Source organism: Comamonas sp. C11 (genome assembly GCF_024496285.1).
Taxonomy (GTDB): domain Bacteria; phylum Pseudomonadota; class Gammaproteobacteria; order Burkholderiales; family Burkholderiaceae_C; genus Comamonas; species Comamonas testosteroni_F.
Map to the genome: position 1 here is coordinate 2,529,059 of NZ_CP101743.1, position 12,318 is coordinate 2,541,376.

Genomic DNA, 12,318 nt, shown 5'->3' on the forward strand with positions numbered 1-12,318 from the left:
ACCGGGACTCGGACCTGATAGGTATCGAACTGTTTTCAGAGTATCAAAAACAGCGGGTTCAGGCCTGCAGATCGGCAGTTTTTTCCAGAACTTCAGTCGGAAATGTCCGAAGCCTTGGTCGTGAGCAAGTTTGTTGCGCAAAAAAAGCCGGTACGCCATGGGCGGTACCGGCTTTTGCAGCTCTGCCAGCTATCAGGCAGCAACGGCTTGTGCTTGTTCTATCTGGGCCTTGGCAGCTTCCATGGCAGCAGCCTTGGCGTCGGGGCCCATGGCAACGCCTTCAGCGCGCACGATGGTCACGTCGGTCACGCCCATGAAGCCGAAGATCACCTTCAGATAGCTTTCCTGGTGTTCCATGGCCTGGCCCGCGTCGCTGGTGGAGTATGCGCCGCCGCGAGCGGAAGCGACGATGACCTTCTTGTCGCCGGCCAGACCCACGGGGCCGGTAGCGGTGTACTTGAACGTACGGCCAGCCTGGGCGATGCGGTCCAGCCAGGCCTTCAGCTGCGAGGGAATGGTGAAGTTGTAGAAGGGAGCGCCCACGACGATCACGTCAGCTGCGAGGAACTGGCTGACCAGGGCTTCGGAGACAGCGTTTTCCTGACGTTCGACTTCGGTGGCAGCGGCCTGGCCGGTGCGAAAGCCCAGAGACTGCGCGCTCAGGTGACTGGGGGCGCTCACGGCCAGATCCAGGTAGTCCACCTTGGCTTCGGGGTTGGCCTGCTTGAGGCTGGCAACGATATCTGCTGTCAGTGCGCGGGTCACGGAATTGGAGCCAGTGATGGAAGAGTCGATGTGCAGGATTCGCATATTGGTACCTATACCTCTAAAAATGAGTAAGAGAGCACTTCTTGCCCAGCCCGGATGCTGCGTTGCGGCAAAACAGTGATTCGTTTTGAATTGCAATGGGATAGATTGTAGATTTGTTTAGATTCGGCAATAAGTCTGCAAAAATGCGATAGATCGTTCCAAATATCAATTCAATCGAGTCCAAGGATATATGCATGGTGGATCTCAACGACATGCTGTACTTCGTCGAAGTGGTCGAGCGCGGCGGCTTTGCCGCTGCGGGGCGAGCACTGGGCATTCCCAAGTCGCGCCTCTCGCGCCGTGTTGCCGAGTTGGAGGCCCATCTTGGGGTGCGCTTGCTGCAACGGACCACCCGCAAGCTGTCTCTGACGCAAGTGGGGGAGACCTTTCTGCGTCATGGCCAGGCCATGCGCGATGCAGCCTTGGCCGCATCGGATGCCGTGGCCGAAGTCCAGACCGAGCCGCGCGGCACCATTCGTGTGACCTGTCCGGTGACACTCGCGCAGACGGTGCTGGGTGAGCTGATGCCCGAATTCCTCAAGCGCTGCCCGCTGGTGCAGGTGGAGATGCAAGTCACCAACCGCCCTGTCAATCTTGTCGAGGAGGGGGTGGATGTCGCATTGCGCGTGCGTGCCACTCTGGAGGACAGCGGCTCCATGGTCGTCAAGCGACTCGACAGCTCACGCCAGATTCTGGTGGCCAGCCCCGATCTGCTGCAGCGCCAGGGCACGCCCAGGTCGCTGGAGGACTTGCAGTTGCTGGACAGCATGGCGATGACGGCGGTCGACGGCCATTCCAGTCTGCTGCTCGTCGGGCCCGAAGGCAAGGAGCACCGGCTGCAACTGGAGCCGCGCTATGTGGTCGACGATCTGCTGACGCTGAAGTTTGCGGCCCTGGCCGGCAGCGGCATGTGCTGGCTGCCTGACTATATGTGTCAGGACGAATTGACCCAGGGTACTCTGGTGCAGTTGCTGCCGCAATGGGCGCCTCCGCGCGGCATTGTGCATGCGGTGTTTCCCTCGCGGCGCGGGCTGGCGCCGGCAGTCCGGCATTTTCTGGACTTCCTTGGCGAGCGCATGCCGGGCAGCAGCATCTCTGCCGCGCAGAAGGCTGCATCGGCCTCGGCGCCGCATTAGCTTCTGCCCATAAGGTAACAACAAAACATTCGTTGGGATTTGTGCAGGCCCTGCCCACAATGACTGCCTTGTTATCAGATCAGGAGCGCGCCGGGCTTTTTCCTCTCGCCCGGCTGGCGCTCCGAGATTACAGGAGGCAGCATGACATCCCCATTTCGCATCGTGATCGTGCCTGGATGGCGCAACTCCGGTCCAAGCCATTGGCAAAGCCTGTGGGCAGAGCAGCTGGAAGGGGCTGTGCGTGTACAGCAGCAGGACTGGCTGGTGCCGCACCGCGATGCATGGGTTGGGGCGCTGGAGAAAGTCTTGCTCTCCGATGAGCGTCCTGCCGTCATCGTGGCTCACAGCCTGGGTTGCATCACGACCGCGCATCTGGGCGAGGCCGCTGCGGCGCGCGTGCATGGCGCCTTGCTGGTGGCTCCGGCCGATCCCGAGCGCCGTGCCCAGCTGGCCGACTTCGCTCCCGTGCCCTATGCGCCGCTGCCCTATCGCAGCGTGCTGGTGGCCAGCAGCAATGATCCGTTCTGCCCCATACGCCGTGCGGGCGCTTATGCCAGGGCCTGGGGTAGCGAGCTGGTGCGCTTGCAGAACGCCGGACACATCAATATCGAATCGGGCTTTGGCGCCTGGCCGCTGGGCCTGGCGCTGCTGCAGTCGTTGACCGAGCAGGGCGGCTGGAATGCCCAGACCTCGGCCCGGCCCTTGCAGTCAGCTGCACTTGCGGCTTGAAGTCCTTGGTCAGTTTTCCGATCATGCTTTTCTTTTGATAGCTGCAGGCGCTTTCTGATAAAGCACTTCCAGCTATTTTCGCGTTGGCCTTGCGTGCTGTTTCATTCTTTATATTGAATTTCGGAAAAACAAAGAAAAATATATTCTTTTGAGTTTTAAGGAGTCGTTCGCACAATGTGTACATCTATACACATTGCTCAAGAAAAGGCCGCGAACCATGCATTCCGTGAAGCTCAAGACATTGTTGGCATCCATCGCACTGGCAGCAGCAGGCGCTGCCTCGGCGCAAACTCAGCTGCTCAATGTCTCCTATGATGTGGCGCGCGAGTTCTACAAGGATTACAACGCTGCCTTTATCGCCCATTACAAGAAGACCAAGGGCGTGGACATCAAGGTGGACCAGTCTCATGGCGGCTCCAGTGCTCAGGCCCGCGCTGTCAATGACGGTCTGGCTGCCGATGTGGTGACCTTCAACACGACCACCGATGTGGATTTCCTGGCCCAGAACGGCGTGGTCGCCAAGGACTGGAACAAGAAGTTCCCGCACGATGCATCGCCCACGACATCGACCATGCTGTTCCTGGTGCGCAACGGCAACCCCAAGAACATCAAGGACTGGTCCGATCTGGTGCGTCCCGACGTGAAGGTCGTGGTGGTCAACCCCAAGACTGGCGGCAATGGTCGCTACGCCTATCTGGCAGCCTGGGGCTCGGTGCGTGAAAAGGGCGGCACCGATGCGCAAGCCGCCGAATTCGTGCAAAAGCTCTACAAGAACGTGCCCGTGCTGGGCAAGGGCGGCCGCGATGCGACCAGCATCTTCTTGCAGCGCAATATCGGCGATGTGCTGATCACTTTCGAATCCGAAGTTGTATCCGTGGACCGTGAATTCGGCCAGGGCAAGGTCGACGCCGTCTACCCATCAGTGAGCATCGTGGCCGAGAACCCTGTGGCCGTGGTCGAGCGCACTGTGGCCAAGAAGGGAACCACCCAGCTGGCCACCGACTATCTGCAGTGGCTGTACTCTGACGAAGCCCAGGAAATCGCTGCCAAGCATGCGATCCGCCCTCGCTCCGAAGCGGTGCTCAAGAAGCACGCCGACCAGTTCAAGCCCATCAAGCAGTTCACCGTGGCCAAGTACTTCGGCTCTCTGACCGAAGCGCAGAAGGTGCACTTCAACGATGGCGGCCAGTTCGACAAGCTGTATACCCCCGGTAAGTAACCGGCTCCCCCCTGGGCCGCTTTGCGGCTTTCTCCTCTCCCGCTGAGCGGGAGGGACAACACCCTCGCTGCGGGACGGCCCTTGCTCGATGTTTTCGAGCTGGGCCGTGCTTGATTGACCTTCAGTGAAATCCACCCCCCGTTTCGTCCTTGAATATGTCCTCTGCTGCTCTAGCCCCACGCAAGGCGCGTAGTGCCAAGCGAGTGTTGCCCGGTTTCGGGTTGACGCTGGGCTACACCATTTTCTATCTGAGCATCATCGTGCTCATCCCGCTGGTAGCCCTGCTGTTCAAAAGCTTCTCATTGACCTGGGAGCAGTTCTGGACTGCGGTCTCGGCACCGGCCGTGGTCGCTTCGTATGAGCTGTCCTTCACCATGTCCTTTATCGCAGCCTGTGTGAACGTGGTGTTCGGCATGCTGATTGCCTGGGTGCTGGTGCGTTACCAGTTCCCCGGCAAGAAGGTGGTGGATGCGCTGGTCGATCTGCCGTTTGCGCTGCCCACGGCCGTGGCCGGTATTTCGCTGTCGGCGCTGTATGCGGGTAACGGCTGGATCGGGCAGTACTTCGAGTCGCTGGGCATTCAGATGGCCTACAACCCCAAGGGCATCGCCATTGCATTGATCTTCATCGGTCTGCCTTTTGTGGTGCGTACCGTGCAGCCGGTGTTGGAAGACTTCGAGAAGGAGCTGGAAGAGGCGGCAACCAGCCTTGGGGCATCGCGCTGGCAGATTTTCTACAAAGTCATACTGCCGCATATCGGCCCGGCGCTGCTGACCGGTTTCGCCATGGCTTTTGCGCGCGCCGTGGGTGAGTATGGCTCGGTGATCTTCATTGCCGGCAACATTCCCATGGTTTCGGAAATCACTCCGCTGATCATCATGGCCAAGCTGGATCAACACGATGTGGCGGGTGCCACGGCCGTGGCCGTGGTGATGCTGCTGATCTCTTTTGTATTGCTGCTGCTGATCAACGCACTGCAGGCATGGCAGCGCAAGGCGCAGGGAGGCCGCTGAGATGTCTTCGATTCACGCAGCCATTCAGGCGCTGTTCCCCAATCTGCTGCCCATCTGGGCGCATCTTTTCACCATCGTCGCCATTGCTCTGGTGGTCCTGGTCGCCCTGTACAAGATCACGGCTCCGCCCAAGACAGCAAAGCTCGAGAAAATGACCACGACCGAGCCACGCTGGGTGCGCTGGGTTCTGACCACAGTGGCCCTGCTGTTCATGCTGATCTTCCTGATCCTGCCATTGCTGTCCGTTTTTGGCGAAGCATTGCGCAAGGGCTGGGATGTCTATGTCACCTCGCTGGGCGAGCCCGATGCGATCTCGTCCATCAAGCTTACGCTGATCACGGCGCTGATTGCCGTGCCCTTGAATCTGGTCTTCGGTGTGGCGGCCGCGTGGTGTATTGCCAAGTACGAGTTCAAGGGCAAGGCATTCCTGACGACCTTGATCGATTTGCCGTTCTCCATCTCGCCCGTGGTCGCAGGTCTGATGTATGTGCTGGTGTTCGGTGCCAATGGCTGGCTGGGCCCCTGGCTGGCCGAGCACAACATTCAGATCATCTTTGCCGTACCCGGCATTGTGCTGGCCACCGTGTTCGTGACCTTTCCCTTCATCGCTCGGGAGCTGATCCCGTTGATGCAGGCCCAGGGCAGCGACGAAGAGCAGGCTGCTATCGTGCTTGGAGCCTCGGGCTGGCAGACCTTCTGGAATGTCACCTTGCCCAATATCAAATGGGGTCTGGTCTATGGGGTGATTCTGTGCAACGCCCGTGCCATGGGCGAATTCGGTGCCGTGTCCGTGGTCTCCGGTCATATCCGGGGCCAGACCAACACCATGCCCTTGCACGTGGAAGTGCTGTATGCCGACTACCAGGCGGCTGCCGCATTTGCCGTGGCATCGCTGCTGGCGCTGCTGGCGCTGGTGACGCTGGTGATCAAGTCACTCGCCGAGTGGCGTGCCGAGCAGCAGGCCAAGGCCGCAGCCGAAGCACCACCCGAGCGCCCAGGCCAGATCAGCCTCGCAACGAACAAAACCGCCAAGGCAGCCTGAGCTGCCCGGGTCAGAACAAGAGATTCATCATGAGTATCGAAATTCGTAATGTCAGCAAGCAGTTCGGCGATTTTCAGGCCCTGCGCGATGTGAGTCTGGATATCAAATCGGGCGAACTGATCGCCTTGCTCGGCCCATCGGGCTGCGGCAAGACCACGCTGCTGCGCATCATCGCGGGTCTGGAGACTGCCGACGTGGGTAGCATCCACTTCAGTGGAGAAGACACCACCGATGTGCATGTGCGCGATCGCAACGTGGGCTTTGTGTTTCAGCACTATGCGCTGTTCCGCCACATGACCGTGTTCGAGAACGTGGCTTTCGGCCTTCGTGTCAAGCCGCGCAAGGAACGCCCCAGCGAGGCCGTCATCAAGGAAAAGGTCATGAAGCTGCTCAAGCTGGTGCAGCTGGACTGGATTGCAGAGCGCTATCCGTCGCAACTCTCGGGCGGCCAGCGTCAACGTATTGCACTGGCCCGTGCCCTGGCCGTCGAGCCCAAGGTGTTGCTGCTTGACGAGCCCTTTGGTGCGCTGGATGCCAAGGTGCGCAAGGAACTGCGTCGCTGGCTGCGTCAGTTGCATGACGAATTGCATGTGACTTCCATCTTCGTGACCCACGACCAGGAAGAGGCGCTGGAAGTGGCGGACCGCGTCGTGGTCATCAACCAGGGCAAGATCGAACAGGAAGGCACGCCCCAGCAGGTCTGGGACAACCCCGCCACACCGTTTGTCTATGGTTTCCTGGGCGATGTGAACCTGTTCAAGGGGCGCGCCAGCGATGGCCGAGTCTATCTGGACGAAGGCATGCAGCTCGACAGCAGCGATGCGCGCGGTGCCCAGGACAGCCAGGCTTTTGCCTATGTGCGACCCCATGATCTGGAAGTGGAGCGCTATTCACCGGGCCAGAACCTCGACGCCCAGGGGCGTCCGACAGGCATCGTGGCCCAGCTTTCGCGCGCCATTGTGGTCGGCCCCATCGCCAGGCTGGAACTTATTCCCTCCGAGACCACACCAAATGCCAGCCATGCCGGTGAAGAGGGGCTGATCGAAGCCCAGATTCCCGCACAGCAGTTCAAGGACATGGGTCTGCGCGAAGGTGAAACCCTGGTGGTGACGCCGCGCCGGGCCAAGGTGTTCCTGGATGAGGCGGCTGGGATTTGACACCCTCTGAGGCGCTATGCGCCTTCCCCCTCTCGGGGATCACACAGGGTCGCCGCGAGGCGGCCCTGGCTTGCAGTCTTCTGCGAAGGAGTCATGCAGGCATCAGAGGGCGTTATCCTTGATGTTGGCATGATTCAGAAATTTCGCAGAAAGATAATGATGCTTCAATGGTTTGAAACCGCGCCGCGGCGCATCCTGGCGCTGATCAGCGTCGCCTGTGTGGCCATGCTGGCGTTTGGCCTTTACTTGCAGCATGTGGTGGGCCTGGAGCCTTGCCCCATGTGCATCGTGCAGCGTTATGCACTGATTTTGGTAGCTATCTTCACAGGCTTGGCAAGCCTTAGAGGTCAAAAAGGCTGGTGGATGAGCTTTGGCATTCTGGCCCTGTTGACCAGCGGTTTCGGGGCGTTTGTAGCAGCACGCCAAAGCTGGCTGCAGTGGTATCCCCCCGAGTTCGCGACCTGCGGCCGTGACTTCTACGGCATGATCGAGCACTACTCCTTCAGCCGCTCCATCCCTATGATCTTCCAGGGCTCGGGCGACTGCGCTGCCATTGACTGGACTTTGCTGGGCGGCTCCATTGCCAACTGGTCGTTTGTCTGCCTAGTGGCGTTTGTCGTGATTTTGGCGGTACTGCTGTTCAAGGGCGCGAAGCGCTGAATCTCGTTGATGGCAATGCATTAAAAAACCCCGGCAAGCCTAAGCTGCCGGGGTTTTTTAATGGTTCTGAAACGCTTGCCATAGCTGTCAATCACGCGTTCGCAGCTCTGGTTGCGCCATCAGAGGCTTTCCACACTCTCGCCAACAAATGTCGGCCCCTTGCTGCCCGGCACCCAGCCTGGATAGGTTTCCATGACTTCGGCAAACAGGGCCGAGTCAATCCAGCGTTGCAGCCAATGCTGCAGATGAGGCCATGGCTGCTCGTTCCACTGCGCTTCGTCGATGCGCGCGTACTGCCTTACGAAGGGGCGCAGTGCCATATCGGCCAGGCTGGGGTTCAGTCCGAACAGATAGCCGGTCTCCTCGAGCTGATCGTTCAGTGCCGACAGCCAGGTCAGCGCATCGGCCTGGGCCTGGTTCACTGCCTCGGCGTCGTGGCGCTCGGGGTATTTGCAGCGGTCAAGAGCCTGCTTGAAGAAGCCGTCATTGCGCTCGATCAGGCCCAGCATGTCCTCCAGGCTGCCATGCGTGGGTTGCAGCCAGCCATCGGGGTCGTTGTCGCGCAGCGCATGCAGCATCACCTCCAGGCTCTGGTCGATGACTTTCCCATCCTGCAGCACCAGCACGGGCACCGTGCCCTTGGGCGATGCGTCGAGCAGTGCCTGCGGCTTGTTGCGCAGATTGATTTCACGCAGTTCACAAGCCAGGCCCGCATGGGCCAGCGCCAGACGGGCGCGAATGGCATAGGGGCAGCGGCGGAAGGAGTACAGGACGGGCAGGGTGGCGGCGGCAGTCAAGGCAGGTGTCTGATGAGATGAATGAAACCAAAGCGCCATGGCGCTTGCTGGGCGTGTACTGTACCTGTTGCCCTGAAGCCATGCAGGCCTGTGCGGCTTAGATGTTTTGGAGTGCTCACGGATTGATGGCTTGAAACGATGGGCATGAAACGGTTTGATCCATTAAGGAGAGCTGGTTTCAGTCGGTTTGCAGCTGGGTCATCAGCCATTGTCTGAAGGTCTGCAGGGCGGCGCTGGCCTGGCGTGACTTGAGATAGGTTAGCCAGTAGGCGCCGGTATCGACCTCGTGGGCAAAAGGGCGCACCAGTCGACCCTGCTGCAGCATGTGCTCGAACATGCGCGCGGGCAGCAAGGCCACGCCTGCGCCTTGGGCGGCGGCCTCGGCCAGCGTCAGCGAAGAGTCGAACATGGCTCCACGCGCCATTGGGGCAGCCTGGTCAAGGCCGGCAAACCAGCCTTCCCATTCCTGGGTCCGATAGGAGCGCAGCAGGGTTTGCCGGGCCAGGTCGGCAGGCTCGCGCAGTTGCTGTGCCAGCATGGGGATGCACATGGGAGAGAGCGGAGCGCGCAGCAGCATCTGCGCGTGCGTGCCATGCCAGGCACCGTCGCCAAACCGCACGGCGGCGTCCAGTCCTTCGCCGGCTAGATCCACACGATTGTTATTGGTCAGCAGCCTGAGGTCTATATAGGGATGCAACTGCTGGAACTGGCTCAGCCTGGGGATCAGCCAGCCGATGGCAAAAGTGCCGACTACGCCCACGGTCAGAATTTCGCGTGGTCGTGGCTCTGCCACCTGCTGCAGCGATTGTTCTATGCGCTCGAAGCTCTGCGCTACCACGGGCCACAAAGCCTGGCCTTCGTCGGTCAGGGCCAAGCCACGCGGCAGGCGACGAAACAAAGGTTTGCCCAGGCGTTCCTCGAGATTGCGGATGTGCTGGCTGACGGCGGCCTGCGTCACATGCAGCTCCTGTGCTGCGCGGGTCAGGCTCAGGTGACGGGCGGCTGCATCAAACATGCGCAAGGCGTTCAGTGGTAGCTGCATACCTCAATCAAGATAAAAGTTTTTCTAATGGATCGTGTCAATTATTACTGCTGGTTCGTACGAATCTACCGATTTATGCTTCAAACCATGGCAGTTAACCAAAAGAGGATCTTATGCAACGACGCAGCATGCTGACAACAGGACTGGCCTTGGGCCTAGGGGTCTGGGGACTGAGCGGCTGTGCTTTTATCTCCAAGCAGCAGGCCGCAGCGGCGAGAGCATTGAGCGACGAGCTGGCGGCGCTGGAAATTCAGTCTCGGGGCCGGCTCGGCCTGTATGTGCTGGATACCGTCAGCGGTGCCGAGGCAGGCTGGCGTGGCGACGAGCGCTTTCCCATGTGCAGCACCTTCAAGACCTTGCTGGCAGCACGTGTGCTGTATCTGGCCCAGAGAGACGAGATTCGACTGTGGCGCAAGCTCTATTACTCTCCTTCCGAGGTCGTGGCCTGGTCGCCGATATCCGAAAAGCGTGCTGGAGCCAATGGCGGCATGACGGTGCAGGAGCTGTGCGAAGCGATGGTGCTTGTCAGCGACAACACGGCGGCCAATGTGCTGCTGGAGGCCAGCGGCGGGCCGGTGGCGCTGACGCAATGGCTGCGCGAACTGGGTGACGGCATCACCAGGCTGGACCGCAACGAACCTTCGCTGAACACCGCGCTGCCCGGCGATGAACGCGACACCACGACGCCGCAGGCCATGTTGCAGAGCCTGCAGAAGTTGCTGCTGGGCGATGTGCTGGAGGGCTATGCCCGCGCCCTGTTGCAGCAATGGCTGGTGGACAGCCGTACCGGCGACAAGCGTGTGCGTGCCGGCATGCCCGCCGATTGGAAGGTGGGTGGCAAGACGGGCAGCGGCGAGAGGGGCACGGCCTGCGACACCCTTATCGTCTGGCCTACCGAGCAATCTGCGCCGCTGCTGGTGACAGCCTATCTGACCGGCAGCCAGCTCGATGGTGCGGGGCGTGAGGCCGTGCTGGCCAGGGCCGGTGAAACCGTCAGGCGCTGGTATTACGCGATCTGATCAGCGATGGAGCCGCAGGTTCACCGCCTGTCGCGACGCCGGCTCTGCATCGATGCGAAGAGGCTTTGAGATTGTCTATTAATGAGATTGATTCTTATTATCTGGTAAAGTCTGCGCTTCCCGCCCCGTAGCTGCATGCTTTGCGGCCGATTCCAGAGCCTGGGCGGCATGCCTCGCAAGAGGTCGAGGTGTATCCGTGGTTGCGCACTATTACGCAGAACTCGTCAGTTTCTTTGCTCGCTCGCTCAATAGCCGAGATGCTGCTGCAGATGTGGTGCAGGAAAGCTATGCCCGGGTATTTGCCATGCAGTCGCGAGAGCTTGCGGTGCGGGACTTGCGGGCACTGCTGTTTCGTACCGGCAAGAACATCGTGATCGACGATGCACGCCGCCGCACTGCCGAAGCCCGCATGCTGCAGACCTTGGCCGTGGTGGCTGCGAACGAAGCTCCCTCGCCCGAGCGGCAGGCGCAAGAGAGACAGCAACTGGCCCTGCTGTCTCGCCGTTTGCAGGCCATGCCGCGCAAGCGCCGCGAGGTGTTTGTGCTGGTGCGAATCTATGGCTTCAGCCATGCCGAGGCTGCAGCCCATATGAATATCAGCGAAGCCGCCATTGAAAAGCATGTGGTGCGCGCCGTATGTGATTGCATGGGGCTGACCTCATGAGTGTCGACGTTTCCTTCGGCATGCCGGATCGCAAGCGCCTGGAGCAGGCCTTGTTGCTGATTGCGCGCCAGCATGGCGCAAGTCCTGAAGCGGCGCAGGCTGCGACCGAGGCGCTGGCGCGCTGGCGAGCCAGGGGACCGGCGAACGAACAGGCGGCGCAGGCCGCCATGGCAGCCTGGGAAGCGACGCAATGCAGCGCTTTGCAGGGCGAGATGCCTTTGCCCGCCACTCATTCGGCGCGTGTGCAGCAGACCCGCCGTCGTGCGCTGTCCGTGCTGGGGGTGGCCGGTGTGGCCGGCCTTGCCGGCATGCTCGGCCGCTGGCATTGGCTGCAGCCTCTGGATCAGATGGCGCTGCATACGGGCCATGGCCAGCAACTGAGTCGCCATCTTCCCGACGGCAGCCAGCTTGATCTGGCGCCAGGCACCGATGCATCGGTGCTGCTGTACCGCCAGCGTCGCGAGGTTCATCTGCAGCAGGGCGAAATCCGGCTCAACGTAGTCCATGACGCAGAGCGTCCCCTTGAGGTGCACACGGCCCTGGGCCGCGTACGTGTGCTGGGCACGGTTTTCTCTGTGGCGCTACGGCCCGCCGGCCTGCAGGTCAGTGTTGCTCAGGGGCGTGTGGCAGTGTGGAAGCAGGGCGGCATGGCCGATCGCCCCCCGGACGCGCTCCTGACCGCAGGCCAGGGCCTGCGCGTGGATGCAGGCGGCCAGCCTGCCCCTTACTCCCTGAGCGCGGTGGATGTGGGCGCCTGGCGCGAAGGCTGGCTGGTGTTTGACCACACGCCTCTGCCCGAGGTTGTAGCGCGCTGGAATGACTACCTGACCCAGCCGATGGTGCTGGACGATGCAGCTTCTTTGCAAGCGCTGCGTTTGACCGGCAGTTTCAAGCTGCGCGAGCCTGCCATTTTCATCGCCAGTCTGCCGCGCTCCCTGCCGGTGCGAGTGCAGTCGCTGCCCGATGGCAGAGTCGCCATCCACCGGCGCTGACGGCAGGCCTGGCCGGCTGAAAATTTTTTGTCCGGTAC

General features: G+C 60.9%; 13 protein-coding genes. 10 read left to right on the forward strand and 3 right to left on the reverse strand.

Annotated elements, in window-relative coordinates; genetic code table 11:
• Positions 1-192: 192 nt before the first annotated feature.
• Complete coding sequence (locus tag NOX35_RS11615; RefSeq protein ID WP_256496685.1) at positions 193-810, reverse strand: FMN-dependent NADH-azoreductase; 618 nt, start codon at positions 808-810, stop codon at positions 193-195.
• A gap of 194 nt (positions 811-1,004) precedes the next feature.
• Here NOX35_RS11615 and NOX35_RS11620 point away from each other — a divergent pair, with 194 nt between their 5' ends.
• The 7 genes from NOX35_RS11620 to NOX35_RS11650 all read left to right on the forward strand — a co-directional run bounded on the left by NOX35_RS11620 (position 1,005) and on the right by NOX35_RS11650 (position 7,766).
• Complete coding sequence (locus NOX35_RS11620) at positions 1,005-1,946, forward strand: LysR family transcriptional regulator (protein ID WP_182286786.1); 942 nt, start codon at positions 1,005-1,007, stop codon at positions 1,944-1,946.
• A gap of 141 nt (positions 1,947-2,087) precedes the next feature.
• The gene (locus NOX35_RS11625; protein WP_256496686.1) at positions 2,088-2,675 is read left to right on the forward strand and encodes an alpha/beta hydrolase; all 588 of its coding nucleotides are present in this window, start codon (positions 2,088-2,090) and stop codon (positions 2,673-2,675) included.
• A gap of 217 nt (positions 2,676-2,892) precedes the next feature.
• Positions 2,893-3,894 (forward strand): sulfate ABC transporter substrate-binding protein, encoded by a 1,002-nt coding sequence (locus tag NOX35_RS11630; protein ID WP_003079689.1) that lies wholly within the window; start codon positions 2,893-2,895, stop codon positions 3,892-3,894.
• A 155-nt stretch (positions 3,895-4,049) separates the two neighbouring features.
• Positions 4,050-4,907: a sulfate ABC transporter permease subunit CysT gene (gene cysT, locus NOX35_RS11635; RefSeq protein WP_034352054.1), complete on the forward strand. Its 858-nt coding sequence runs from the start codon at positions 4,050-4,052 to the stop codon at positions 4,905-4,907.
• A 1-nt stretch (position 4,908) separates the two neighbouring features.
• Positions 4,909-5,949, forward strand: coding sequence for a sulfate ABC transporter permease subunit CysW (gene cysW, locus NOX35_RS11640; RefSeq protein WP_182286788.1), 1,041 nt, complete (start codon positions 4,909-4,911; stop codon positions 5,947-5,949).
• Positions 5,950-5,978: 29 nt separating this feature from the next.
• A complete protein-coding gene (locus NOX35_RS11645; RefSeq protein ID WP_063661045.1) occupies positions 5,979-7,106 on the forward strand; it encodes a sulfate/molybdate ABC transporter ATP-binding protein in 1,128 nt (375 codons plus the stop codon).
• Between the two features lie 159 nt (positions 7,107-7,265).
• Entirely contained in the window at positions 7,266-7,766 is a 501-nt protein-coding gene (locus tag NOX35_RS11650; protein ID WP_371878543.1) for a disulfide bond formation protein B, read from the forward strand.
• Between the two features lie 119 nt (positions 7,767-7,885).
• On the opposite strand, the gene NOX35_RS11655 is transcribed toward NOX35_RS11650, so the two are convergent.
• Positions 7,886-8,602 (reverse strand): glutathione S-transferase, encoded by a 717-nt coding sequence (locus tag NOX35_RS11655; protein WP_256496687.1) that lies wholly within the window; start codon positions 8,600-8,602, stop codon positions 7,886-7,888.
• A gap of 139 nt (positions 8,603-8,741) precedes the next feature.
• Entirely contained in the window at positions 8,742-9,605 is an 864-nt protein-coding gene (locus tag NOX35_RS11660; protein ID WP_182286791.1) for a LysR family transcriptional regulator, read from the reverse strand.
• Between the two features lie 113 nt (positions 9,606-9,718).
• Between NOX35_RS11660 and bla the strand changes: the two genes are divergently transcribed.
• From bla to NOX35_RS11675, 3 genes are all read left to right on the forward strand, one after another.
• Positions 9,719-10,624, forward strand: coding sequence for a class A beta-lactamase (gene bla, locus NOX35_RS11665; protein WP_256496688.1), 906 nt, complete (start codon positions 9,719-9,721; stop codon positions 10,622-10,624).
• A 196-nt stretch (positions 10,625-10,820) separates the two neighbouring features.
• Positions 10,821-11,288: a sigma-70 family RNA polymerase sigma factor gene (locus NOX35_RS11670; RefSeq protein ID WP_256496689.1), complete on the forward strand. Its 468-nt coding sequence runs from the start codon at positions 10,821-10,823 to the stop codon at positions 11,286-11,288.
• Complete coding sequence (locus NOX35_RS11675; protein WP_256496690.1) at positions 11,285-12,280, forward strand: FecR family protein; 996 nt, start codon at positions 11,285-11,287, stop codon at positions 12,278-12,280. The genes NOX35_RS11670 and NOX35_RS11675 overlap by 4 nt, the downstream gene beginning before the upstream one ends.
• Positions 12,281-12,318: the final 38 nt, after the last annotated feature.